Annotated in this window: 16 protein-coding genes; 4 read left to right on the forward strand and 12 right to left on the reverse strand. The window is 72.6% G+C overall.

All coding sequences use genetic code 11. The features are described 5' to 3' along the window. Window positions 1-6: 6 nt before the first annotated feature. The 5 genes from FHX46_RS23350 to FHX46_RS23370 form a co-directional block, all read right to left on the reverse strand. On the reverse strand, window positions 7-960 hold the full coding sequence (locus FHX46_RS23350; RefSeq protein ID WP_167118950.1) for a TIGR03557 family F420-dependent LLM class oxidoreductase: 954 nt from the start codon (window positions 958-960) through the stop codon (window positions 7-9). Window positions 961-982: 22 nt separating this feature from the next. Continuing rightward, window positions 983-1,303, reverse strand: coding sequence for an STAS domain-containing protein (locus FHX46_RS23355; protein ID WP_167118952.1), 321 nt, complete (start codon window positions 1,301-1,303; stop codon window positions 983-985). Then, window positions 1,300-2,910: an ATP-binding SpoIIE family protein phosphatase gene (locus tag FHX46_RS23360; RefSeq protein WP_167118955.1), complete on the reverse strand. Its 1,611-nt coding sequence runs from the start codon at window positions 2,908-2,910 to the stop codon at window positions 1,300-1,302. The genes FHX46_RS23355 and FHX46_RS23360 overlap by 4 nt, the downstream gene beginning before the upstream one ends. Window positions 2,911-3,127: 217 nt before the next feature. After that, the gene (locus FHX46_RS23365; protein ID WP_167118958.1) at window positions 3,128-5,617 is read right to left on the reverse strand and encodes a DNA gyrase/topoisomerase IV subunit A; all 2,490 of its coding nucleotides are present in this window, start codon (window positions 5,615-5,617) and stop codon (window positions 3,128-3,130) included. Between the two features lie 23 nt (window positions 5,618-5,640). Continuing rightward, on the reverse strand, window positions 5,641-7,698 hold the full coding sequence (locus FHX46_RS23370) for a DNA gyrase/topoisomerase IV subunit B (RefSeq protein WP_167118961.1): 2,058 nt from the start codon (window positions 7,696-7,698) through the stop codon (window positions 5,641-5,643). A gap of 228 nt (window positions 7,699-7,926) precedes the next feature. Here FHX46_RS23370 and FHX46_RS23375 point away from each other — a divergent pair, with 228 nt between their 5' ends. Continuing rightward, window positions 7,927-8,862 (forward strand): pseudouridine synthase, encoded by a 936-nt coding sequence (locus tag FHX46_RS23375; protein WP_167118964.1) that lies wholly within the window; start codon window positions 7,927-7,929, stop codon window positions 8,860-8,862. A 17-nt stretch (window positions 8,863-8,879) separates the two neighbouring features. On the opposite strand, the gene FHX46_RS23380 is transcribed toward FHX46_RS23375, so the two are convergent. After that, window positions 8,880-9,494: a hypothetical protein gene (locus FHX46_RS23380; protein WP_167118967.1), complete on the reverse strand. Its 615-nt coding sequence runs from the start codon at window positions 9,492-9,494 to the stop codon at window positions 8,880-8,882. A 79-nt stretch (window positions 9,495-9,573) separates the two neighbouring features. Here FHX46_RS23380 and FHX46_RS23385 point away from each other — a divergent pair, with 79 nt between their 5' ends. Both FHX46_RS23385 and FHX46_RS23390 read left to right on the forward strand, forming a co-directional pair. Then, window positions 9,574-12,258: a glycosyltransferase gene (locus tag FHX46_RS23385; protein ID WP_167118970.1), complete on the forward strand. Its 2,685-nt coding sequence runs from the start codon at window positions 9,574-9,576 to the stop codon at window positions 12,256-12,258. Window positions 12,259-12,261: 3 nt separating this feature from the next. Further along, entirely contained in the window at window positions 12,262-13,389 is a 1,128-nt protein-coding gene (locus tag FHX46_RS23390; protein WP_167118973.1) for an acyltransferase family protein, read from the forward strand. 44 nt (window positions 13,390-13,433) lie between these two features. Here FHX46_RS23390 and FHX46_RS23395 read toward each other — a convergent pair whose 3' ends face one another. Together FHX46_RS23395 and FHX46_RS23400 are read right to left on the reverse strand one after the other, a co-directional pair. After that, the gene (locus FHX46_RS23395) at window positions 13,434-13,985 is read right to left on the reverse strand and encodes a hemerythrin domain-containing protein (RefSeq protein ID WP_167118975.1); all 552 of its coding nucleotides are present in this window, start codon (window positions 13,983-13,985) and stop codon (window positions 13,434-13,436) included. Between the two features lie 55 nt (window positions 13,986-14,040). Next, on the reverse strand, window positions 14,041-15,021 hold the full coding sequence (locus tag FHX46_RS23400; RefSeq protein ID WP_167118978.1) for a zinc-dependent alcohol dehydrogenase family protein: 981 nt from the start codon (window positions 15,019-15,021) through the stop codon (window positions 14,041-14,043). Between the two features lie 84 nt (window positions 15,022-15,105). On the opposite strand from FHX46_RS23400, the gene FHX46_RS23405 reads away from it, so the two are divergent. Further along, window positions 15,106-15,801, forward strand: a complete 696-nt coding sequence (locus tag FHX46_RS23405; RefSeq protein ID WP_167118981.1) for a TetR/AcrR family transcriptional regulator — start codon at window positions 15,106-15,108, stop codon at window positions 15,799-15,801. A 31-nt stretch (window positions 15,802-15,832) separates the two neighbouring features. Here FHX46_RS23405 and FHX46_RS23410 read toward each other — a convergent pair whose 3' ends face one another. The 4 genes from FHX46_RS23410 to FHX46_RS23425 are packed head-to-tail and all read right to left on the reverse strand — an operon-like array spanning window position 15,833 to window position 20,421. Further along, entirely contained in the window at window positions 15,833-16,990 is a 1,158-nt protein-coding gene (locus FHX46_RS23410) for an amidohydrolase family protein (protein WP_167118984.1), read from the reverse strand. A gap of 25 nt (window positions 16,991-17,015) precedes the next feature. Continuing rightward, a complete protein-coding gene (locus FHX46_RS23415) occupies window positions 17,016-17,249 on the reverse strand; it encodes a hypothetical protein (RefSeq protein ID WP_167118987.1) in 234 nt (77 codons plus the stop codon). 45 nt (window positions 17,250-17,294) lie between these two features. Beyond that, complete coding sequence (locus FHX46_RS23420) at window positions 17,295-19,076, reverse strand: helix-turn-helix domain-containing protein (protein WP_167118991.1); 1,782 nt, start codon at window positions 19,074-19,076, stop codon at window positions 17,295-17,297. Between the two features lie 4 nt (window positions 19,077-19,080). Further along, window positions 19,081-20,421: an MFS transporter gene (locus FHX46_RS23425; RefSeq protein WP_167118994.1), complete on the reverse strand. Its 1,341-nt coding sequence runs from the start codon at window positions 20,419-20,421 to the stop codon at window positions 19,081-19,083. Window positions 20,422-20,446 lie beyond the last annotated feature (25 nt).

Genomic DNA, 20,446 nt, shown 5'->3' on the forward strand with positions numbered 1-20,446 from the left:
CGCCCCTCAGCCCTTGAGCTGAGGCAGCACCTTCGACGACCAGGCGTCGAAGAACTTGTCCTGCTCCGGCCCGATCTGCGACACGTACACCTCGTCGAACCCGGCGTCGGCGAACTGGCGCACCGCCTGCGCGTGCGCGTCGGCGTCCGGGCCGCACGGGATCTGGCCCGCGACCTGCTCCTCCGTGACCACCGGGACGGCCTGCTCGAAGTCGCGCGGGGTGGGCAGGATCCGGCCGAGGCTGCCGGGCAGCAGGTCGCTCGCCCACAACCGGTGCGCCGTCTCGCGGGCTTGGTCGGCCGAGTCGGCCCAGCACACCTTGAACCCGCCCTGGACCGGCCCGCGGCCACCGGCCTCCCGGTAGGAGTGCACCAGCTCGCCGTCCGGCATCACCGTGGCGAAGCCGTCCGCGATCTTCGCGATCCGGCGCGCGATCTTGGGCCCGAACGCCGACACGTAGATCGGCACCGGCTGCTCCGGCAGCGTGTAGATGCGGGCCTGCTCGACGGTGTAGTGCTTGCCGTAGTGGGTGATCTCCTCGCCGGTGTGCAGCTTGCGGATCACCTCGACGGCCTCCTCCAGCATCTCCAGCCGCCGCGACCCGGGCGGCCACGGGTCGCCGAAGATGTGCTCGTTGAGCGCCTCCCCGGAACCGACACCGAGGACGAACCGGCCCTCGCACTGCACGGCCGCCGTCGCCGCGGCCTGCGCGATGATCGCCGGGTGGATCCGCACCGTCGGGCACGTGACCGCGGTCGTGATGGGCAGCGACACGGCCTGGGACAGGGCACCGACCACCGACCAGACGAACGGGCTGTTGCCCTGCTCGCCGGTCCACGGGTGGAAGTGGTCGGAGATCCACAACCGCTCGAACCCGGCCTGCTCCGCCTTCTTCGCCTGCTCCACCAGCTCGCGGGGCCCGTGCTCCTCGCTGGACAGGAAATAGCCGACACTCACCATGTGCCGGGACTACCCACACCGCTCACCGCTCACGCACCTTCGCCAACGGCTCGAAGCCGGACATCATCAGGACCCGGCGCACGGGTGATTCGGGTGCCACGATCAGGTCCAGACCCATCTGCAGCACCTTCAGCCGCCCGGCGAGCGTGAACAGCACCCGCAGACCGGAACTGTCCAGATAGGTCACCTCGGTGAGGTCGATCGAGACGTGGGACGCGTCGTTGCCGATGGCGGAGAAAACCTGTTCCTGAACGAGGTCGGCGTTGGCGAGGTCGATCTCGCCGCGGACCGTCAGCAGCACGTGCCCGCCGTCGTTCTCCGCGTCGATGGTCGCCGTGGTCATTGCGCTTGCCCGTCCACGATCGTCCGGCGAATCATGACCTCCGTCCCCTGGGGCCGATGGTCGATGCGGACCTCGTCCCCACAGCGGTGCATCAACAGTGTTCCCCGGCCGCGGTTCTCGCCCCGCGGGGGCCGCCAGCGGCCCTCGTCGCACACCCTAGCGATCACATCGGACCCGTGCAGTTCGAGCCGGACGCGGACCACGCCGCCGGCCGGCCCGTAGGCGTGCTCGACCGCGTTCGAGGTGGCCTCGCCGACCGCGACCAGCAGGTCGGACGTGGCGTCCGGGCTCGCCCCGATGAGGTTCAGCCACCGCCGCATCGCGGAGCGGACCTCCTTCAGCGACTCGGGTACCGCGGGCACGGCGAGGTCCAGCGGGCCGACCTCGCTGCCGTCCTGGCGGCGCACGGCGAGCAGCGCGACGTCGTCGTCCGGGTTGTCCTCGCCGATCATCGCGCCCATCACGTCGGCGCAGACATCGGTGACCGGTACCGGGCGCACGGCCGCGCACAGGCGGTCGAGCCCCTCGTCGAGCGGGACACCGCGTCGTTCGACGAGGCCGTCGGTGTAGAAGCAGACGACCGAGCCGGGCGGGATGTCCACCACGCTCACCCGGCGCCGCACGTCCCGCAACGCCCCGATCGGCGGGTCGACGGCGACGTCCAGCAGCCGGGCCGGTTCCCCGACCCGGCCCTGGACCGGCACCAGGTGACCGGCCGACGACACGTGCAGCCGCTCGAAGTTCGGCTCCACCACCGCGTAGAGCACGGTCGCCATCATGCCCGGCTCGAAGTGCTGCATCTTGCGGTCGAGGTTGACGAGCACCTCGGCCGGGTCGCCGCCTTCCAGCGCGAACGCCCGCAGCGCACTGCGCATCCGGCCCATCACGATCGCGGCCGGCAGGCCGTGCCCGACGACGTCACCGATCACCACGCCGAGCCAGTTGTTCGGCAACAGGAACACGTCGTACCAGTCACCGGCGATCGCACCCTGGTCGCCGGGCACGTAGCGGGCGGCGAGCTCGAGCCCCGGGACGACCGGCAGCTTGCTCGGCAGCAGGCTGCGCTGCAGCTCGGCCGCCGCGGCCCGCTCGGCCTGCGACCGCTGGGCGTGCGCGGCCAGCGCGATCCGGTCGGCGGCCAGCTGGAGCAGCTCGACGTCCTCCGGGGTGAACTCGCGCTTGCTCAGCGTCCCGACGTGCAGCACACCCAGCGGCTCACCGCCCACCAACAGCGGAACGCCCAGCAGCGTCTGGATGCCCTTCTCCCACAGCAACCGGTTGACCACCGTCGTGGAGTCGACCCGCCGCAGCTGCACCGGCTCACGGCGCGCGACGACCTGTCCCGCGAAACCCTTGCCGACCGGGACCCGCACGCCCTGCGCCACCTCGGTCTCGATGCCGCGCGCGGCGACGGCGAGGAGCTCCCGCCCGCCCGGTTCGAGCAGCAGCACGGCCGCGGTGTCGGTGTGCAGGACCTGGCGCACCCGGTCCAACAGCTCGGTCAGCAGGTCCTCGGCGGCCAGGTGGGCCAGCGCGCTGTCGCTCACGAGACCGATGCGCTGCAACTTCTGCTCGGCTTGCAGGCGCGTGCTGGCCGATGTGGACATGATGCGAGACTAGCCCCTGCCCTGGACGGAGAAACCTGTGGTTTTCAGCTGGTCGGAGCGGTTCCGCCACGGTTGTGCACCGGTAGGCCGCCCGAGCGGTGCGACAACGCCGCAGGCCAGCCCGTTCCGGGCGCGACGTGCACCACGATCCGCGCCGGGACCACGGCGCCCGCCACGCGGACCGAGATGACCTTCCCGGGTGATCATCGGCCGCCCCTCAGCCACGCTCGATGAGGTGCCCGACGACGTCCGGGCCCGGGTGCGGCGCACCGGACGCGTCGCGGCGGGTGGTCGGTTCCGGCAGCTCCACCGGGTCGCCGTTCTTCGCGGCACCGGCCGGCCGTGGGCCCACCCAGCCGACCGTCAGCCGCGTCTCGCCCTTCAGGAACCGGTGCGCACGCACGCCGCCGGTCGCCCGGCCCTTCGCCGGGTACTCCGCGAACGGCGTCATCTTCACGCTCTGCCCGGTGGCCGTCACGACCATCGGCTCGCCGTGCCCGGCGTCGTCGGTGCGGACGGCGCCGAAGAACACCACCTCGGCGTCCCCGGCCAGCTTGATGCCCGCCATGCCGCCGCCCTTGAGACCCTGCGGCCGCACCAGCGACGCCGGGAACCGCAACAACGACGCATCCGAGGACAGGAACGCCAGCGTCTCCTCGCCGCCGGCGAGCCACACCGCGCCGACCACCTCGTCCCCGTCCTTGAGGCCGATGACGTCGAACTCGTCGGAGCGCACCGGCCAGTCCGGTGCCACCACCTTCACCACACCCTGCCGGGTGCCGAGCGCGAGGCCCGGTGACCCGGCGGCCTGCTCGCCGAGCGGCGCGAGACCGACCACCTTCTCGCCCTTGTCCAGCGGCACCAGCTCGCGCGCCGCCATCCCGCCCCGCAGCGACACCGTGCCGGCCCGCTCGGGCAGCACCGGCAGGGGCAGCACATCCGTCTTGAACGCGCGTCCGCGGCTGGTGACGAGCAGGATCTGCCCGCGCGCGGTGGAGTGCACCATCGCCGCGACCGCGTCGTGCTTCACGCGCCCGTGGCGGCGGCGGCCCTCCGGCGCCTCCTCCGACTCCGCCGCCGTGCGCGCGACCAGGCCGGTGGCCGACAGGATCACCTGGCACGGGTCGTCGGCGACCTCCAGCGGCCCGGCCGGCTTGGACGCGGCCAGCACCTCCTTGAGGTCACCGTCGATCAGCGCGGTGCGCCGCTCGGTCGGGAAGTCCTTCGCGATCTTCGCCAGCTCGGCGGAGACGACCTTCTTCAGTTCCCGGTCGTCGTCGAGGATCCTGGTCAGCTCGGCGATCTCGGCGCGCAGCCGCTCCTGCTCGTCCTCGAGTTCGAGCTTGTCGTACTTGGTGAGCCGCCGCAGCGGCGTGTCGAGGATGTAGGCCGCCTGGATCTCGGACAGCTTGAACCGCTTCATCAGGCCGTCCTTGGCCTCCGCGGCGTTGTCGCTGTTGCGGATCAGCCGGATCACCTTGTCGATGTCCAGCAGCGCGACGAGCAGGCCCTCGACCAGGTGCAGCCGCTCCTCGCGCTTGCGGCGCCGGTAGCGGGTGCGCCGGGTCACCACGTCGTAGCGGTGGTCCAGGAACACCTCGAGCAGCTGCTTGAGCCCGAGGGTCTGCGGCTGCCCGTCGACCAGCACGAGGTTGTTGATGCCGAACGACTGCTCCAGCGGCGTGAGCCGGTAGAGGTCGGCCAGCAGCGGCTGCGGGTTGACGCCGACCTTGCACTCGATGACCAGGCGGGTGCCGTTCTCCCGGTCGGTGAGGTCCTTGACGTCGGCGATCCCGGTGAGCCGCTTGGACTTGTTGACCTCCTCGGTGATCTTCTCGATCACCTTCTCCGGCCCGACGCCGTAGGGCAGCTCGGTGACGGTGATGGCCTGGCGGCCGCGGCTGCCGGGGAGCGGGCCGATCTCGACCTTGGCGCGCATGCGGACCACGCCGCGGCCCGTCTCGTACGCCTTGCGCACCTCGTCCAGGCCGAGCAGCAGACCGCCGGTCGGCAGGTCCGGGCCCGGGACGAACTCCATCAGCTTGTCCAGCGTGGCGCCCGGGTGGTTGATCAGCCACCGGGCGGCCGCGATGACCTCGCCCATGTTGTGCGGGATCATGTTGGTGGCCATGCCGACCGCGATGCCCGAGGTGCCGTTGACCAGCAGGTTCGGGTAGGCGGCCGGCAGCACCGACGGCTCCAGCAGGGATCCGTCGTAGTTGGGCCGGAACTCGACCGTCTCCTCGCCCAGCTCGCCCACGAGCAGCATCGCCTCGGGCGACATGCGTGCCTCGGTGTACCGGCTCGCCGCCGGGCCGTCGTCCGGGCTGCCGAAGTTGCCGTGCCCGTCGATGAGCGGCGCGTTCATCGAGAAGTCCTGCGCGAGGCGCACCATCGCGTCGTAGATCGCCGTGTCGCCGTGCGGGTGGTAACGGCCCATCACGTCGCCAACCACGCGCGAGGACTTCACGTACGCGTGACTGGGCCGGTAGCCCGCCTCGTTCATCGCGAACAGGATCCGGCGGTGCACCGGCTTGAGGCCGTCGCGCGCGTCGGGCAGGGCGCGGGAGTGGATGACCGAGTACGCGTACTCCAGGTAGGAGTCCTCGATCTCGGTCTTGACCGGGTTCTCGAAGACCTGCGCGCCCGCCTGGTCGAACGCGGCCGGATCGACGCGGGTGACGGTGGTCTTGGATCGGCGTGCCATTGCTGTTGTCTCCTAGGAAAAGCTCAGACGTCGATCGCTTCGCGGTCCACCCGGGCGGCGGATTCGACGAGCCAGTTGCGCCGGGGTTCGACCTTCTCCCCCATCAGCAGTTCCAGCGCCGCTTCGGCGGCCTCGGCGTCGTCCAGGGTGATGCGGCGGACCGACCGGGTGGCCGGGTTCATCGTGGTCTCCCACAGCTCGTCGGCGTCCATCTCGCCCAGGCCCTTGAACCGCGGGACCGGCTTGACGATCTGCTTGCCGGCGGCCTCCAGCTCGGCGACCTTCTGCTCCATCTCGCGCTGCGTGAAGGTGAAGATCGTCTCCGGGTTGCGGCCCTTCGTCACGATCTTGTGCAGCGGCGGCATCGCGGCGAACAGGCGGCCGTCCTCGATCACCGGCCGCATGTACTTGGCGAACAACGTGATCAGCAGTGTCCGGATGTGCGAGCCGTCCACGTCCGCGTCGGCCATCAGGATGACCCGGCCGTACCGCATCGCGGACAGGTCGAACGTGCGCCCGGTGCCCGCGCCGAGCACCTGCACGATCGAGGCGATCTCGGCGTTCTTCAGCGTGTCGCCCAGCGACGCCTTCTGCACGTTGAGGATCTTGCCGCGCAGCGGCAGCAGCGCCTGGTACTCCGACACCCGCGCCATGCGGGCCGAGCCGAGCGCGCTGTCACCCTCCACGAGGAACAGCTCGCTGCGCGAGATGCCGGTGGTGCGGCAGTCGACGAGCTTCGGCGGCATCGCCGCGCCCTCCAGCGCGGTCTTGCGGCGCGCGGCGTCCTTCTGCTGCTTCTGCGTCAGCCGCACGCGCGCGGCGTCGACGACCTTCTGCAGCACCACCTTGGCCTCGGCCTTGGTCCGGCGGTGCTCCGTCCACTCCCTGAGGTGCCGCTCGACGACGCCCTGCACCACGCGCGTGATGCCGGTGGTGGACAGCTCGTCCTTGGTCTGCGAGGTGAACTGCGGCTCCGGGATGCGCACGTGGATGACCGCCGTCATGCCCTCGAGCACGTCGTCGAGCGTGGGCAGGTCCTCCTTGGCCTTGAGCAGGCCGCGGGTGCGGGAAATCGCTTCCTGCACCGCCTTGGTGACCCCGCGGTCGAAGCCGCGGCGGTGCGTGCCGCCGTGCACGTTGCGGATCGTGTTGGTGAAGGACTCGACGGTGCGCTCGTAGCCGGTGCCCCAGCGCAGCGCGATCTCCACCTCGGCCTGACGCTCCACATTGGACCGCATGACCCCGTTGGCGTCGGCCGCGTTCTCCTTGTACGTGCCCTCCCCGCGGATGATCAGCGTGCCGGACACCGGCTTCTCGTCCGACGGCGCGAGGTACTCCACCATGTCGGACAGGCCGTGCGGGAAGTGGAACGTCTCCTCGCTGATCGACCCCTCGGTGGCGGTGCGCAGCACGTACTCCACGCCGGGCACGAGGAACGCGGTGTTGCGCAGCTTGGTGCGCACCTGCTCGACGTCGAGCTCCGCGCCCTTTTCGAAGTAACGCGCGTCGTGCCAGTAGCGGATCGAGGTGCCGGTGCGCTCGCCGCGCTTCATCTTCCCGGCGACGCGCAGACCCGGCTGCGGCGTGAACTTCGCCTTCGGGCCGGGCCCGTCGAACACACCGGGCGTGCCGTGCGCGAACGACATCTCGTGCACCTTGCCGCCCTGCTTGACCGTGACGTCGAACCGGTGGGACAACGCGTTCACCGCCGAGGCACCGACGCCGTGCAGACCGCCGGAGGTCTTGTAGCCGGACCCACCGAACTTGCCGCCCGCGTGCAGCCGGGTCAGCACCAGCTCGACACCGGACAGACCGGACTTGGCGTGCACGCCGGTCGGGATACCGCGCCCGTCGTCGTCGACCTGGACGCTGCCGTCCGCGTGCAGCGTCACCACCACCCGGGTCGCGTGGCCCCCGACACCCTCGTCCGTCGAGTTGTCGACGATCTCGCTGAACAGGTGGTTGACGCCGCGGCTGTCGGTCGACCCGATGTACATGCCGGGGCGCTTGCGGACCGCTTCCAGGCCTTCCAGGTGGGTAAGGTCGTCGGCCCCGTAGAGAGGCTCAGCCGAAGCAGTCACAGGTTCTTCTCTCCCAGTAGCGATTGGGGTGATGTGGCGCCCGTGGCCCCACGAGAGTGCAGGGTAACCGAGGGCACCGACAACCCCGGGGATTGCGGCCCGCCGCCTCGCTGCGCGGACCGGCCGGCCACCTGGGGCGGAGGGAGCGCCTCCAGTGTAGGCGCCCCCGGCCCCGGCCGTCCGGCTCCGGTCCGAGCTGCGCGGACGTGGCGGCTACAGTGCTGGTCGATGAGACGCAAGCCGCCCCCGTCCCCGTTGCCGCCGCGCGACGGGGTCAACGCGGCGCGCATCCGGACCCCGCCGGCGGGCCCGTGGGCCACGATCCGCGACTACCTGGTGCGGAAGCTGACCAAGCTGCCGCCGGAGACGATCGACGCCATGCTCGCCGAGGGCGCGGTCGTCGGGGTGGACGGGCCGATCGGCACGGACACCCCGTTCACGCCCGGCACGTTCCTGTGGTTCCACCGGGACCGCCAGGACGAGGTGCCGGTGCCGTTCGAACTCACCGTGCTGCACGAGGACGACGCGCTGCTGGTGGCCGACAAGCCGCACTTCCTGGCGACCACGCCGCGGGGCGGGCACGTGCGGGAGACCGCGCTGGTGCGGTTGCGGCACGCGCGCGACCTGCCCGGCCTCTCCCCGGCGCACCGGCTGGACCGGCTCACCGCGGGCGTGCTGATGTTCGTCAAGACCGCGGAGCACCGCAGCACCTACCAGAACCTGTTCCGGGACCGGCTGGTGCACAAGGAATACGAGGCGATCGCACCGTACGCGCCGGACCTGGCGCTGCCGCGGACGGTGACCAGCCGGATCGTGAAGAAGCGCGGGGTGCTGACGGCGCGTGAGCTGCCCGGGCCGGCGAACGCGTCGACGTACGTGGAGCTGCTGGAGCACCGCGACGGGCTGGGCCGGTACCGGCTGGTGCCCGGAACCGGCCGCACGCACCAGCTGCGCGTGCACCTGAACTCGCTGGGGATCCCGATCCTCGGCGATCCGCTCTACCCGGTGGTCCGGGAGGTGCTGCCCGGTGACTTCTCCCGGCCGCTCCAGCTGCTGGCGAAGGTGCTCGCGTTCACCGATCCGCGGACGGGCCGCGAGCTGCGCTTCGAAAGCGCGCGCCGGCTGGGCGCGTGGGACTCCTACGCGGACTGGGCCGGCGGCTAGGACCGTCCACTCCGGAGTCACGACCCGCCGGCCGGCGGTGCCAGCGCGATCTGCCGGTCCAGCGTCGCGCGGAAGACGTCCCGCGCGGTCTCTCCCGAGCCGGTCGTTTCGACGACCACCACCCGGTCGTAGAGCACGTACGCCGTGCCGAACCGGGCCGGTGCGGTACCCATCGGGGTCCGGTGGACGATGACGCCCCGCAGCGACAGCTCTCGGTCGGTGGTCAGGCCCTGGTCCGCCATCCCCTGGCCGTAGGCAGCGACCGCGGCCGGCGCATCGGTGGTGACCAGGGCGAAGAGCGTGGTCGTCGCATCCGCCCGCACACCGGTCCGGCGTACCGCGTCGGGCAGGCCGGCCGTGGTGAGCACGTCGACCAGCGGCTGCGGCAGGAACACGGTGCTGCGCAACGCGGCGAGCTGGAACGGCCCGCCCGGGCCGGGTGCGCCGGGCGGTTCGACGAGCGCTCCCGCGCTGTCCGCGGGCGCCGGCTTGGCGTCCGGCGGGTCGGGCAGGCCGGCGTTGCTCGTGCGGAGGTAACCGGCGGCGGACACGGCGAGTCCCAGCGCCAGAACCACGACGATCGCGATCCCGAGGTTGAGCTCCCGGCGCTGGCGGCGGGCGAAAGTGGACACCGTCGGTTATTCCCTCCCCGCCGGAGATTACCGGGCATCGGTCACCGGACCACCTGCGGTACCGGTAGCCTTCCGGCCCATGGGTTCCCCGGGGAGCGTGTCCGGCGAGGTCCGGGTGATCTACGAGCAGTACCACCGCTACGCCCTCGCCGCCCGCTACGCGTTCGGGCGCCGCGTGCTCGACCTCACCGGCGGCGCCGGGCAGGGCAGTGCGCTGCTGGCGGCCAGCGCCGCCGAGCTGGTGCGGCCCGGCCCCCGCACCGGGGAGTTCGGTGCCGGGCAGTTCGGTGTCATCACCTGCTTCGACCTGGCCGGGCAGGACGCGGAGCCGGACGAGCTGGTCCGCGTGGTGCGCGAGCGGCTCGCCCCCGGCGGCCTCTTCTTCGCCGCCACGCCCGACACGTTGGCCACCGGGACACCGCGTTCCGGCGGCGGGCTCACCGAGCCCGCGTTCCGCGCGCTGCTCGGCGGCTCGTTCCGGCACGTGACGGTCCTGCGGCAGCACGTCGCGGTCGGCTCGGTGCTGACCGGCGATCGCGAGCACGGACCGGTGCTGTCGCAGCAGCTGCGCCACGCGGGCACCTGGTCGGCCGGTCCCGGCGCGCCGCACACCCACCTGGTCGGGATCGCCTCCGACGAGCCGGTGGAGCCGCCGGCGGCGGCCACCCTGCTCGACCCGGACGAAACGCTGCTCGCGGCCGCCGCCGAGGGCGCCGCGGAGCCCTTGCGCACCGAGATCGAGCGGCTGACCTCGGGCCGCGCCGGTGGGCCGCCGGCACGGCGGCTGATCGAGCGGTACCGGCCGCGCCGCCGCGCCCCCGAAGGCCCGGTCGCGGTGAGCACGAGCGACGAACCGCTGGTCACCATCGTGATCCCGGTGCACGGCCAGTGGAGCTACACGCGCCGCTGCCTCCGGTCGATCGAGGACAGCGGTGCGCAGGTGCCGTTCGAGGTCGTGGTGGTCGACGACGCCTCGCCCGACGACTCGGCCGCGCAGCTCGCGGCGAGCCCGGGCGTGCGGCTGGTGCGCACCCCGGAGAACACCGGGTTCGGCGGGGCCGTCAACCTCGGTGCCGCGCAGGCCCGCGGCGAGCTGCTGGTGCTGCTCAACAACGACACCGAGGTCCGGCCCGGGTGGCTGGACGCGCTCACCGGCGTGGTCCGCGGCGACGAGTCGGTCGGCCTCGCCGGGGCGAAACTGGTGTACCCGGATGGCCGGTTGCAGGAGTGCGGCGGCATCGTGTTCGCCGACGGCAGCGCGGCGAACTACGGGCACGGTGACGACCCGGACGACCCGCGCTACCAGGGCGTTCGCGACGTCGACTACTGCTCCGGCGCGGCCATCGCGGTGCGGCGCGACCTGTGGGAGCGGCTCGGCGGGTTCGACGAGCGCTACTCCCCCGCCTACTACGAAGATACCGACCTCGCGTTCGCGGTCCGGGACGCGGGCTACCGCGTCGTGGTGGTTCCGGACGCGGTCGTCGTCCACCACGAGGGTGTTTCGCACGGAACCGACATCACCCGGGGCACCAAGCGGTTCCAGGAGATCAACCGTACGGTGTTCGCGGAGAAGTGGGCGGCCGCCCTCGCCGAGCAGACCGACCCGGGCACCACGCTGTGGGTGGCGCGCCAGCGGACGCCGGGCCGTCCGCCGCGGGAGGCCGAGTTCGTCCTGGTCGCCGACGTCGTGGTGCCGGCGCCGGACCGCGACTCGGGCTCGGTGCGCATGCGCGCCCTGCTGGACGAACTGGTCGCGCTCGGGCACCGGGTGGTGTTCTGCCCGATGCACGACGCGCCCCGGCAGCCCTACCTCGACCAGCTGCGGCGCGCGGGGGTCACCGTCCTGCCCGATCCGGCCACCCGGGAACAGTTCCTGCACGAGGCAGGCGGCCGGATCCGGCTGGCGCTGCTGTCCCGGCCCACCGTGGCGTGGCACCTGGCGGACCGGCTGCGGATCTGCGCACCCCGGGCGCGGATCGTGTTCGACACCGTCGACCTGCACTTCGTGCGGCTGGCGCGGGAGGCCGAGCTGGTGGAGCGGCTCGGCGGCGCGCCGGAGACCTCGGCGATGCTGCACCACCGCGCCCGGCTGTACCGCGAGCTGGAGCTGGCGCTGGTGCGGGCCTGCGACCGCACGCTCGTGGTGTCGGAGGCGGAACGGGACCTGCTGGCCGAGCTGGCGCCCGGCGCGCCGGTCGAAGTGCTGTCCAATGTGCACAGTCCAGGGCCACCGGCGAGCCCGGCGGGGCGGCCGGGTGTGCTGTTCGTGGGCAGCTTCGAGCACGCGCCCAACCGGGACGCGGCCCACTGGCTGGCCGGGGAGATCTGGCCGCTGGTCCGCCGCGAACGGCCGGACGCGGTGCTGGACGTCGTCGGGCACGATCCGACGGACGAGCTGCGCGCGCTCGACGGGCACGGCGTCCGGTTCCGGGGGTGGGTGCCCGATCTCGCCGCGCTCTACGGGACGGCGCGGTTGTCGGTGGCGCCGTTGCGGTTCGGCGCCGGTGTGAAGGGCAAGGTCGGCGAGAGCCTCGCCGCCGGGGTGCCGGTGGTCGGCACGACGCTGGCGTTCGAGGGCATGCGGTTGCGGCACGCGGCCGAGGTGCTGGTGGGCGACAAGGCCGAGGAGATCGCCGCGGGAATCTTGTCGCTGCTCACCGACGACGAGCTGTGGCTGCGGTTGTCCCGCGCCGGTCAGGACGCGGTGGCCGCGCAGTTCGGCCCCGAAGCCGCCCGTGCCACGCTGACCGGGCTGCTGGGCTGAGCCGTGGTCGCGGTCGGCAACGCGGCGGAGCGCACCCAGGAGATCCGGCCCGCCCGCTACGCCAAGGCGGAGACCGGGTTCGCCTCGCTGCGGCTCATCGGTGCGAGCATGGTGGTGATCGAGCACTCGTTCCCGCTGGTGAACCCGGAGCGGCTGTGGATGCTGCCGCAGAGCTGGCAGATCTCGCCCGGCTACTTCGCGCTCATGGGCTTCTTCGCGATGAGCGGGTTCCAGATCACCGACAGCTGGACGCGGGACGCGTCGTGGTGGCGCTACGCCGTCAAGCGGGTGCTGCGCATCTGGCCGCCGCTGCTGGTGGTCGTCATGGTCACCGCGTTCGTGATCGGCCCGCTGGTCACGCTGGTGGATCAGGCGGAGTACTGGCGGGACCCGGCGACCTGGGGCTACGTGGTGCACAACGCGGCGATGTACCCGCTGCAGCACCTGCTGCCCGGCGTGTTCGCGAACAACCCGTACCCCTGGTCGGCGAACGGCTCACTGTGGACACTGCCGATGGAGACCACCGGGTACGCCCTGGTCCTCGTCGCGGGACTGGCCGGGCTGCTCGCCCGCGCCCGCGCGGGCCTGTTCGCGGTGCTCGCCGGCATCGTGGTGCTCGACGGTTTCCTCGGTGCCACCTATGCCTTCCAGGGCCGCGGTGGCTCGTTCCTGTCGATGCCGGTCGGTGCGACGGTCGCGTTCGGGGTGGCGTTCGTGACCGGGATGGTGCTGCACCGCTTCGCCGGCACGATCCCGTTGTCCCGCGGCGCCGCGTACGCGGGCGTCGCCCTGTACCTGGTGGTCAACTTCGTGCCGGTGCTGCACCCGTGCGCGCGGACCGTCCTGCCGTTCGCCGCGGGGTACGGCGCGATCGTGTGGGCGCACCACTGGCCGCGCCGGCTGGCGCGGTACGACAAGTGGGTCTACGGCAGCTACGGCATGTACATCTGGGCGATGCCGGTGCAGCAACTGATCGTGTTCGCCGGTGTGCGCGACCCGTTCCTGCTGATGGCGCTGGCGTTGCCGCTCGCGTACGCCTGCGGGCTGCTGTCCTGGCTGGTCGTCGAAGTCCCGACGCAGCGGTTGCGGGTCTTCCTCCGACCGCGGCCGGCCGCTCCCGACCGGCGGTGAGCCGGGCCGGCCGCCCGTTGCAGTGGGGGCGGCCGGCCCGGGTGTCACCGCTTCAGAATGCTCCGGATGGCGTCGCGCGCCCGGTCCATGAGCGCGGCGGGCGGGCCGAGCAGCATGTTCTTCGCGGCGCTTTCCGCACCGGGGTGCGGGCGGGTGGGGGCCACCGCCTCGGCCGCCCGCACGGTGTCGGCCATCGCCGCGAGCCGCGAGGCGTCGCAGTGCCGGCGCAGCAGGGGGAACTCGGCCCGCTCCTCGTGTTCGGCGTGGGCCAGCACGTCGTCCCGGAGCTGGATGAGCAGCGTGTCGAAGCCCTCCGCGTCCGGCCCCATATCGTCCAATGTGGACAGCAGTTCCTTGGCGCGGTGCTCCTCGCCGAGCCGTGCCTCCACGATCTGCTCGCCACCCTCCTGGCGGCGCACCTCGGGGTGGACCAGTTCTTCCTCGGCTGTTTCGTGCACCGACAGCAGGCGCACGAGCTCGCGGAACGCGTCCCGGCGTTCGTCGCCCTTGGCCCGTTCGACCTCGCCGAACAGTCGGCGGATCTCCTGGTGCTGGTCCTCCAGCAACGCGATGACGTCCTTGTTGTCCGTCGGCACGATGTCCTCCTTCGCTTCGCCGGGGGGCTACCCGGATCGGCGGCGGTTCACTCGCTCAGTGCCGGACGCGGACCACGACCTTGCCCACCTGGGCGTTGGACTCGAGGTGCCGGTGGGCCTCGACGATGTCGGACAGGTCGTCGAACACCCGGTCCACGGCGGGGCGCAGCGTGCCGAGGCGCAGTCCGGCGTTGATGAAGTGCTCCGACCGCCGGCGCCGTGCGGGATCGCGCTGGAGGTAGCTGACGTTGCCGTAGCCGAAGACGGTGACCTGCCGGTTCCAGTTCATCGGCAGCGGCGGCTTCCCGGCCACCCAGCCGTACTCGATGAGCAGGCCGCCGACGGCGGTGGCTTCCACCAGGTCCACCACGCCCGGGCCGCCCACGGAGTCGAACGTCAGCCGGGCACCCTCGCCGCCGGTGAATGCGCGCACCTCCTCGACCAGGTCCTGCGAGTCCAGGGTGACGACGTGCGCAGCGCCGGCGGCGAGCAGCTGGTCGCGCTTGGCGCTGGTGCGGGTGACCGCGATCGGCACCGCTCCGAAGTGGTTGGCGATCTGGATCGCGGCCAGGCCGACCCCGCTGGAGGCGGCGGTGAGCAGCACGGGGTCGCCGGGGCGCAGGCCGCCCCGTTCGACCAGCGCTCCGTACGCGGTCTGGTAGGTGAGCCAGACCGCGGCGCCGGTGACCTCGTCGACGGTGCGGCGGACCAGGCTGGACGCCGGTACGACGACGCGGTCGCCGTACACGCCGTACTCCCGCATGGAGAACGAGGCCATCGTGCTGATCTCGGTGCCCTCGGGGAAGCCCTCGACGGCGGTTTCCACCACGCCGGCCGCCTCGTAGCCCATACCCGAGCCGGGCAGCACCGGCTGCTCGAAATAGGTGCCGGCGCGGAACATCGCCTCGGCCCGGTTGAGGCCGATCGCGTCCACGCGGATGCGCACCTCCCCCGGTCCCGGTTCGGGGACCGGCCGGTCCTCGACCCGCAACACCTCGGGTCCGCCCAGCTGGTCGAACACCACCGCTCTCGCCACGACTGCTCCTCATCATCGTTCATTTACTACACGCCGTGTAGTGACTGCACGGGCGATAGTAGACCAACGCCGTACAGTGTCAAGGTGGGCGAAGTGCGGACGAGCCGCCGGGAACGACTGCGGGCGGAGACGGCGCGCGAGATCAAGACGATCGCGCTGGAGCTGATGGCCAAGGGCGGGCCGGACGCCATCTCCCTGCGCGCCATCGCGCGGGAGATGGGCATGACCGCCGGCGCGATCTACGGCTACTACCCCACCCGGGACGACCTGATCACGACGCTGATCTCGGACGTCTACACCTCGCTCCTGGACACCGTGGAGCGGGCGCGGGACGCGGTGCCCGCCGACGATCCGGGCGGGCGGATCCTGGCCTGGGGCCGGGCGCTGCGGCGGTGGTCGCTGGACAACCCGGAGGGGTTCCGCCTCGTCTACGGCGACCCGGTGCCCGGCTACCGCCCGCCGGACGGTGGCGCAGCGGCCGACGCCGGGCTCCGCGCGTGCGCGGGACTGACCGGGCTGGTCGCCGCCGCGTGGCCGTCGATGGGAGCGCCGCCGGACGAGTTCACCTGGGCGGACTTCGGCCCGGAGCTGGTGCGGCACATGCACGAGGAGTTCCCCGGCCTGCCGCCCGCCGTGCTGGCGCTGTCGCTGCGGACGTGGGGCCGGATGCACGGCCTCATCTCGCTCGAGGTCTACGGGCACCTCGGTCCGCAGGTCACCGACGTGGAAAAGCTCTACGAGTCCGAGCTGCGGCACCTGGTCCGCTCGCTGGGGTGGTGACCGCGCCACGCCGGTGGTCGTGCGCAGCCGGCTAGGACACCCCGGCCAGCCACACCCGCTCGGGCCGCGCCAGGGCCGTGATGTCGGTCAGCGGATCGCCGTCCACCAGCACCAGGTCGGCGTCGAAACCGGGACGGATACGGCCCTTGCGGCCACCCAGACCGGCCACGTCCGCGGCCACCGAGGTCGCCGAGGCGAGGGCCGCCGCGGTGTCGACACCGCCGTCCACCAGCCATTCCACCGAGCTGGCGACCATCCCGTGTGGTTTGCCCGGGGAGATGCCCGAATCGCCGCCGGACACGATCCGCACGCCGGCGGCCGCCAGCCGGGCCACCTGGCCGATCCGGTCGCGGATCGTCGAGCCCGTGCGAACCAGGAATTCCTGCAGGGCCGGTGGCGGCGTCATCGCGCCGACCGCCCCGAGCGTGGGGCACACCGTGATGTCCTGTCCGGCGATCGTGGCGGCCAGCTCGTCGCTCATCCGGATGCCGTCCGGCGTGAAGCAACTGCAGTGCTCGATCCCGTCCACCCGGGCCGCCACCGCCTGCTCGACGGCCGGGGTGCCGTGCGCGTGCGCGGTCACCGGCAGACCGGCCGCGTGCGCCTCCTCGACGATCAGCCGCAGCTCGGCGAGCGTGAACTGGCAGGCCATGATGTCGGTGCCCGGCGTCATGCCGCCGCCGCTGGCCATCACCTTCACGACGTCCACGCCGCGCTCGGCCCGCTCGGCCACGGCCGCCCGCAGCGCGTCCGGGCCGTCGGCCTCGCCGCCCATGTTCCAGCAGTGCCCGCCGACGCTGGTGATCGGCGGCCCGGCGGCGAGGATCGTGGGCACTCCGGGCCGGCCGCGCCAGCGCAGGGTCGCGTAGCGGCGGTCGCCCAGGTCCCGCACCGTGGTGACCCCGGCGGCGAGCTGGGCCCGCAGCGCACGCTCGATCACCTGGTCCAGCTCGTCGGCGGAGTAGCCGGCGAGCCGGTCGAGCGCGCCGGGCGCACCATCCCCGCAGAGGTGGGTGTGCATGTCGAACAACCCGGGCAGCAGCGTGCCGGGCGAGCCGACCACCGGCAGCCCGGCCGGCACCGGGCCGCCGACCGCGTCGATCCGCCCGTCCCGCACGACGACCGGCAGGTCGTCATGCGCCCGCTCGCCGTCGAACACGCGGGCGGCGCGGATCACGAACGCGTCCATCGCCGAGGTTCGCTTGCCGCGGCCGCTAGGCGCCGAGGGTGTCGATCTCGGTGGAGAGGATCGCCGCCTGCTCGTCGAGTTCGTGCTCGCCGGGCTGGTCCCCGGCCCGCTGCCGCAGCGCGTCACGCTCGATGACGGTCAGCGCGCCGCCCGGCGCGTCACCGGCCGGCAGCACCTCGAGCCGGCCCTCCTGCAGCACGAGCCGCGCTCCGTCGCCGGCCTCCAGCAGCGCCTTCAGATCCGCCGCGGTCACCTTCATCGGGTCTCCCTTCGCCGCGCGCCGGTTACCCGCTCGGTGCGGTAGTCACGCGTGCAGGGCGTGCACCCGCAGCGCGAGCTGGATCTCCAGCGCCCGGCCGGGCTCCTGCCAGTCGTCACCGAGGAGGGTCGCGACGCGGTCCAGCCGCTGCACCACCGTGTTCACGTGGACGTGCAGCGCCTCCTTCGCGCGCGTGGAGTTGCCGCCCGCCGCGAAGTAGGCCTGCAAGGTGCCGATCAGATCGGTGCCGCGCCGCTCGTCGTAGTCCAGCACCGGGCCGAGCGTGCGCCGCACGAACCCGGTCAGGTCCCCGCGATCGCCGAGCAGCACGCCGAGGAACCCCAGCCCGGCGGCCGACGCGCCGTCACCGGAACGGCCCAGCGCCAGCAGCGCACGCAGGCACCGGACGGCTTCCGCGTGGGCACCGGCGATCGCCACCGGACCACGGGCCGGGCCGGCCGCGCCCACCGTCACCGGGGTGTCCACGGCGGCCGTCAGCGCTTCGGCGGTGCGTGCCGCCACCGCGTCCGGATCGTCGCCGCGCACCAGCAGCACCACCTCCTCGGCGTGGATACCGGCCAGCGTGGCGTGCCGCGCGGCGGCCACCGCGAGCCGGGCCCGGGACACCGACTCGGCGTGCGCGACCAGCACCGCGTGCGCTTCGGTCAGGTCGACACCCAGCCGTCCGGCCCGGGTGAGCAGGGCGCCCGGGTTGCGGTCCGGCGCGGTCAGCAGGTCGGTGAGCAGCTCGCCGCGGACCTCCTCCTCGGCCTTCGCCACCGACCGGCGGAGCAGGAGCAGCAGCGCGGTCACGACGGCGGCCCGCTCGAACAGCCGCCGGTCGGCGTCGAGCAGCGCGTCCCGCCCGGCCAGCACCATGCTGCCGAGCAGTTCCGGACCGGCCTGCACCGCGCACACCAGCGAGTCGTCCCCGGCCACCGAGCGGCCGGTGCTGCGCGACGCCGCGACCACCTCCGGATCGGGCGCGGGCGGGGCGGTTCCGGCGTGTGCCAGTTCCTCGCCCGCCGCGTCGAACAACCCGATCGAGCCGTGCAGGACGCCGGCCAGCGCGGCGGCCACCTCAGGCACGTCACCGCCGCGCAGCACCAGGTCCATCAGCCGGTCGTGCGCCTCCTCCGCGCGGTGCATCGCCGCCGAGTGCGAGCTGATCTCGTCCAGCAGGCGGGCGTTGTCGAGCGCGATGACGGCGTGGTCGGCCAGCGACGACAGCAACGCGACCTCGTCCGGCGTGAAGTCGCGCGGTGTGCGGTCGGACGCGTACAGCACGCCGATCACCGTCCCGCCCAGCGACAGCGGAACGCCGAGGATCGCGGCCAGCCCCTCGTCGCGCACCGCCTCGTCGATCGGGCTGGTGTGCCGGAACCGCTCGTCCCGGAAGTAGTCCGGGGTCGCGTAGGGGCGCGCGCTCTGCGCCACCAGGCCGCCGAGCCCCTCGCCCATGCCCAGGATGACTTCCTTGAACAGCGGCGACACGCACCCGTCGGTGACGCGCATGTAGGTGCGCCCGGCGGTTTCGTCGTTGAGGCTGAGGTAGGAGACGTCGGCGCCGAGCAGCGTCCGGGCCCGGCGCACGATCGAGCGGAGCACGGCGTCCGGGTCACGCAGGCGGGCCAGGTCGCTGGCCGTGTCGAACAACGCGGTCAGCTCGGCTTCGCGCCGGCGGTGCGCGGTCAGGGTGGCGTGGATGCGCAGCGCCAGCTCGGTGGCCTTGGGGTCGGCGGCGCCGGCGTGCGCCAGCTGCTCGCTGCTCGCCCCGCCGGCGAGCAGGTCGAGCAGCCGGCGCACGTCGTGGTCCACGCCGGTCATCGTCTCACCGGGCGACGGGTTCCGCGGTGCTCCCGGTGGGCGCGGCGGCCTCGTCGTGCAGCGAGGTCCGCGCGGTCTCCTTGGCGCTGGTCACCGCGATCAGGGTGAGCACGCACATCGCCACCACGTACAAGGAGACCGCGAGCGTGCCGCCGAACTCCTTGAACAGCGCGACCGCGAGGATCGGAGCCAGCGCGCCGGCCGCGATCGAGGACAGCTGCCCGCCGATGGACAGGCCGGTGTAGCGGACACGGGTCGGGAACTGCTCGGCGAAGAACGCCGCCTGCGGCCCGTACATCGCGCCGTGCAGCACCAGGCCGACGGTCGCGGCGAGCACGATCATCGCGGGCGAGCGGGTGTCCATCAGCGCGAAGAACGCGAACGCCCAGCCGGCCATCGCCACGGTGCCGAACAGGTACACCGGACGGCGCCCGACCCGGTCGGACAGGGCACCCCACAGCGGGATCGTCACGAAGTGGATCGCCGAGCCGATGAGCACCGCGTTGAGCCCGGTGGACTTGCTCAGCCCGAGCGGTCCGGTGACGTAGACCAGGATGAACGCGGTGAGGACGTAGTAGGACACGTTCTCCGCCATCCGGGCGCCGATGGTGATGAGCACCCGTCGCCAGGCGGTGCGGAAGACCTCCACCGCCGGGGCGCCGTGCTGTTCGCCGCGCTGCCGCGCCTTCTCCTGCGCGGCCAGGAAGACCGGCGATTCGGTGACGGTGAGCCGGATCCACAGGCCGATCATCACCAGCACACCGGAGAGCAGGAACGGGATCCGCCACCCCCAGGAGATGAATGCGGCGTCGGACTGCACCGCGGCCAGCACGGCGAGCACCGCGGTGGCCAGCAGGTTGCCACCCGGGGCGCCGCACTGCGGCCAGGAGGCCCAGAAGCCGCGGCGGCGGTCGTCGCCGTGCTCGGACACGATGAGCACCGCGCCGCCCCACTCGCCACCGAGCGCGAAGCCCTGGATCAGCCGCAACGCGGTGAGCAGCAGCGGAGCGGCGACGCCCACCGTGGCGTAGGTCGGCAGCAGGCCCATCGCGCAGGTGGACGCGCCCATCAGCAGCAGGCTGAAGACCAGCAGCTTCTTGCGGCCCACCCGGTCGCCGAAGTGGCCGAACACCAGACCGCCCAGCGGCCGGGCGAGGAAGCCGATCGCGTAGGTCGCGAAGGACAGCAGGGTGCCGGTCAGCGGATCGCTGCCGGGGAAGAACAGCTTGTTGAAGACCAGGGCCGCGGCCGATCCGTAGAGGAAGAAGTCGTACCACTCGATCGTCGTGCCGACGAGGCTCGCGCCGACGACTTTCGCGATCGAGTGCTTCTCGGTGCGGGGCATGGGCAACACTCCTTTGTGCCGTGGC

The sequence above is a fragment of the Amycolatopsis viridis genome (assembly GCF_011758765.1).
Classification (GTDB): domain Bacteria; phylum Actinomycetota; class Actinomycetes; order Mycobacteriales; family Pseudonocardiaceae; genus Amycolatopsis_E; species Amycolatopsis_E viridis.

What these genes read in the sequence shown, in the direction of transcription:
- FHX46_RS23350 (WP_167118950.1), bottom strand. Translation starts at nt 960, where the DNA reads ATGGTGAGTGTCGGCTATTTCCTGTCCAGCGAGGAGCACGGGCCCCGC.
- FHX46_RS23355 (WP_167118952.1), bottom strand. Translation starts at nt 1,303, where the DNA reads ATGACCACGGCGACCATCGACGCGGAGAACGACGGCGGGCACGTGCTG.
- FHX46_RS23360 (WP_167118955.1), bottom strand. Translation starts at nt 2,910, where the DNA reads ATGTCCACATCGGCCAGCACGCGCCTGCAAGCCGAGCAGAAGTTGCAG.
- FHX46_RS23365 (WP_167118958.1), bottom strand. Translation starts at nt 5,617, where the DNA reads ATGGCACGCCGATCCAAGACCACCGTCACCCGCGTCGATCCGGCCGCG.
- FHX46_RS23375 (WP_167118964.1), top strand. Translation starts at nt 7,927, where the DNA reads ATGAGACGCAAGCCGCCCCCGTCCCCGTTGCCGCCGCGCGACGGGGTC.
- FHX46_RS23385 (WP_167118970.1), top strand. Translation starts at nt 9,574, where the DNA reads ATGGGTTCCCCGGGGAGCGTGTCCGGCGAGGTCCGGGTGATCTACGAG.
- FHX46_RS23410 (WP_167118984.1), bottom strand. Translation starts at nt 16,990, where the DNA reads ATGGACGCGTTCGTGATCCGCGCCGCCCGCGTGTTCGACGGCGAGCGG.
- FHX46_RS23415 (WP_167118987.1), bottom strand. Translation starts at nt 17,249, where the DNA reads ATGAAGGTGACCGCGGCGGATCTGAAGGCGCTGCTGGAGGCCGGCGAC.
- FHX46_RS23420 (WP_167118991.1), bottom strand. Translation starts at nt 19,076, where the DNA reads ATGACCGGCGTGGACCACGACGTGCGCCGGCTGCTCGACCTGCTCGCC.
- FHX46_RS23425 (WP_167118994.1), bottom strand. Translation starts at nt 20,421, where the DNA reads ATGCCCCGCACCGAGAAGCACTCGATCGCGAAAGTCGTCGGCGCGAGC.